This is a genomic window from Massilia sp. CMS3.1 (assembly GCF_051262535.1).
In the GTDB taxonomy this organism is placed as follows: domain Bacteria; phylum Pseudomonadota; class Gammaproteobacteria; order Burkholderiales; family Burkholderiaceae_D; genus Telluria.
Window position 1 is genome coordinate 1 of sequence record NZ_JBIMES010000049.1, and the last position, 3,503, is coordinate 3,503.

General features: G+C 54.5%; 2 protein-coding genes. Both read left to right on the top strand.

Annotated elements, in window-relative coordinates:
* The first annotated feature begins 110 nt into the window (after positions 1–110).
* Positions 111–1,844, top strand: coding sequence for a sensor histidine kinase (locus tag ACHAC9_RS24280; RefSeq protein ID WP_435764350.1), 1,734 nt, complete (start codon positions 111–113; stop codon positions 1,842–1,844).
* Positions 1,822–3,228, top strand: coding sequence for a sigma-54-dependent transcriptional regulator (locus ACHAC9_RS24285; RefSeq protein WP_435764352.1), 1,407 nt, complete (start codon positions 1,822–1,824; stop codon positions 3,226–3,228). Before ACHAC9_RS24280 ends, ACHAC9_RS24285 begins: the two co-directional genes overlap by 23 nt.
* The last annotated feature ends 275 nt before the right edge of the window (positions 3,229–3,503 follow it).

The window sequence follows — 3,503 nt, forward strand, 5'->3', positions numbered from 1 at the left end:
ACGCGACAAAACCGTAATTTAACTAGTGCGCAAGGCAAAGGCGCATTGGATGATAGGCTTGGTGTGTATAATCGGTTGAGAAACTACGTGGCTCCTGATTCATCAAGAGCATGCTGGTCGGAAAAACGGCCGTCCATTCAGAAAAACATATGGACTTGAAGCAGAGCGTTATCGCTCGCTACCTCTTTCTATCGGCGCTCGCTGCAGCCTTACCGGTATTGACCATCGTTTTGGTCTATGACCGATTGGCCGGGTCGGTCCTAGAAAAGATGCAATACGATCAGGAGAGTAGTCAGCTGACGGCGACAACTAACCGACTTGCCTCTTTCATCGAAGCGCGCCGCTACCAAGTTGAGACATTGGCTAGCTACCCCGGCGTAGCAAGTCTGATCCAGCCTTCGATTTCAACGGCGGCCGACGGCAGTCTCGCCCTCCTAGCAGTCGAGGCTGACGTACCCGATCTTTATGGAATTTTGCTCTACGACGGGGCCGGCAATCTGAAGCTCGCCGTACCAGGTCAGGCGAGCTCCGGGCCGCCATACTGGTCCGAGCGTAAACTGCAGATTGCGGACTTGCCAAAGACCTTGATAGGAGAAACCGAGATAATCGGCCCCATGCCATCGAAAAATAATGGCGATTCGGGCTGGTTGCTGGTACGCCACGCTTTACCTCGAGCCGAGGCAGGCCAGCCAGCCGGATACATCGCGCTTCATGTCCGGCTTGCATCGCTTACTGAACAGTTGGGTGCGTCTGTGGGAACGCGCTTGTCTCTGCTTCGTACTCCCAATGGCGAGTACAACTCGGTTGCGCAACCAAACACTAGCAGCGGTCGCGTGGTAGTGGGTGGAGAGTTCCTACCAGGATGGCAGCCCATCTTACGACTGGACGCCATGCCAGCGCATCATCCGTTCGAGTCCGAGCGGCGGCTACTTTTATGGTCTGCGTTGGCTGGAGCAGGCCTAGTGGTGATGCTGCTGTTCCTACTTTCAAGGCACCTGCGACGGCGGATCCGCACCTTAGTGAGCGGAACGGAGGCGCTTTCATCTGGCAATCTGACTCACCGTATCGCCGACGTTGGGAATGACGAAATATCGATGGTGTCTCGATCTCTCGACGATATGTCGTCCAAGCTGAGCGACTACATGAGGCGGGCCGTGCACGCAGAGAAGCTTGCTCTGCTGGGCGAGTTTGCGGCAAGCGTCGCTCACGAGCTTCGCAATCCTTTGGCTTCGCTAAAAACCACTGTTCAAGCCTTGCTTAGGCGAGAGGCAGACACTCGGCGGCGCACCCTGCTGGCTGACATGGAGCGTGAGATTAATCGTCTTGCCAACGTCGTTAGCGATATCGTTGACTATGGCCGGCCTCATTGTCCAAGGAGCGAATTTGTACCCGTAGGAGATGTCTTCAGATATGCAGCTCGGCAACTGGGGTCTGAAGTACAGGAGCGGCAGGTTCACATTTCACTGCAAGGGGACAAATCAGTAGAGCCGAAGGTTGACCGTGAACACCTTACACAGATTGTCCTTAACTTGTTGACGAATGCGATCCAAGCGACCCCCGCAGGTGGTAGCGTCATTTTACGTGCCTACAAGGATAGCGAGCACATTGTTCTGGAAGTCAAAGACAATGGGTGCGGGATCGAACCCGCCCTTATTGCGAGGGTTTTCGAGCCCTTTTTCACGACGAAGACCAGGGGTGTTGGTCTAGGCCTATCGATTTGCAGACAGCTCTGCGAGATCAACGATGGGCGATTGCATATCGAAAGCAACCCTGAATACGGAACCACCGTGAAAGTTATATTTCCTTCTATTGAGAGTAAAAATGCCGAGCGTATTGATCATTGACGACGAGGTCAGCCTCCTGAATTCGCTTCGCTTCGCCCTAGAGGAAGATGAATACCAGGTATCAGTCGCTACTACTGGAGCAGCCGGCCTCCAATCGTTGCGTGACGCCCAGCCTGATATCGTCTTGCTGGACCTAAAGTTGCCCGATCGTACAGGCTTGGATATCTTGGACGATATTCTCCAGTCCCGCGATCCACCGCACGTTATCATGATTTCTGCGCACGGCGATACGAGAGCTGCAGTGCGCGCGGTAAAAAGTGGTGCTGCTGATTACCTGACCAAACCATTTGACCTAACTGAATTGTTGCATTTGATGCGCAGCGTGCTTAGCCGCGGACGTATGGCTGAGGAATTGCAGTTCCGTCGAAGTGAGTCGCTCTACGGCAGTACAGGTGTTGGTGCCTCGAAACTGTCCCACCAGCTTAGCCTGCTTAGCCTCCTGGGTAGTAGTGATTCGATGAATGAACTTAATGCCACGATAAAGCGGGTCGCGGCGAGCACAGTAATGCGCGTGCTGGTTTTGGGTGAGTCAGGAACCGGCAAAGCACTTGTCGCTCGAGCACTTCACGCTGGGAGCCAACGCGCAGCCGGGCCGTTCATCGAAATAAATTGCGCTTCTTTGCCCGAACAACTTATTGAGGCGGAGCTCTTTGGCGCCGAGAAGGGCGCATATACAGGTGCTCATAGTCGACGCGTCGGTTTGGTGGCGCTAGCGGACAAGGGAACATTGTTTTTGGACGAAATTGGTGAGACTCCTCTCGCGTTGCAGGCGAAGTTGTTGCACTTTCTTGAAAACGGCAGCTATCGTCCCATAGGTGGCGGGAATTCGCAGTCTGCCGATGTGCGGGTGGTTGCTGCGACTAATCGCGATCTAGCGGCGGAGGTGGTCGAAGGCGGATTCCGAGAGGATCTGTATTACCGACTTAACGTCATCAGCCTTCGCCTGCCACCATTGCGGGAAAGACATGGAGACGTCGAAATTCTAGCCGATTACTTTGCGACTCTTTATGCCGCCCAAGAAAAAGTGTCTCCAGTGCGTTTTGAACCTTGGACTCTAAAACACCTCGCAGCGTACCAGTGGCCAGGCAACGTTCGAGAACTTAAAAACCTGATCGAGCGCTTTACGATCCTCCATCCTGGAACCACGATTAACATTGCGGCTCTGCCGATGGAGATAACAATGCCTAGTAATATTGAGCCGTTTGCGAACTCGCTTCAGAAAGGCGGTAGTGCACAAATCACGGACACCCTCGCAAATACCGAGCGAAAGATAATTTTGAACGCGCTGCGTGAGTGTGGAGGTCACAAAAGCCAAGCAGCCGGCCGCTTGGGAATTTCCCGTCACGCGTTCAAGCGTCGACTGCAAAGATTGGGTTTGAAATAGACTAAGGGGCACCTCGAATAACCGGCGATTCTCACAGCGTCGGCGAGCGGAGCGCTTGAAATGTCGCCGGCCAAGTGTGAATGGCGCCGTTTCCCGGCCCTTTTTCAGGCCTCGGTCCGAAAATCCGGTGGTCCGGACGGACCTTGGGCGTCAGAACGCCTCGACCCCGGCCTCTTTCAAGTAGACCAGACGCTGCAAGTTGTAGGCCGCAACCTTCCAGGTCAGGTGCAGCGTGGCACGCGCCAGGCCAATCGATCGCAGCGCCTTGCCTCCCA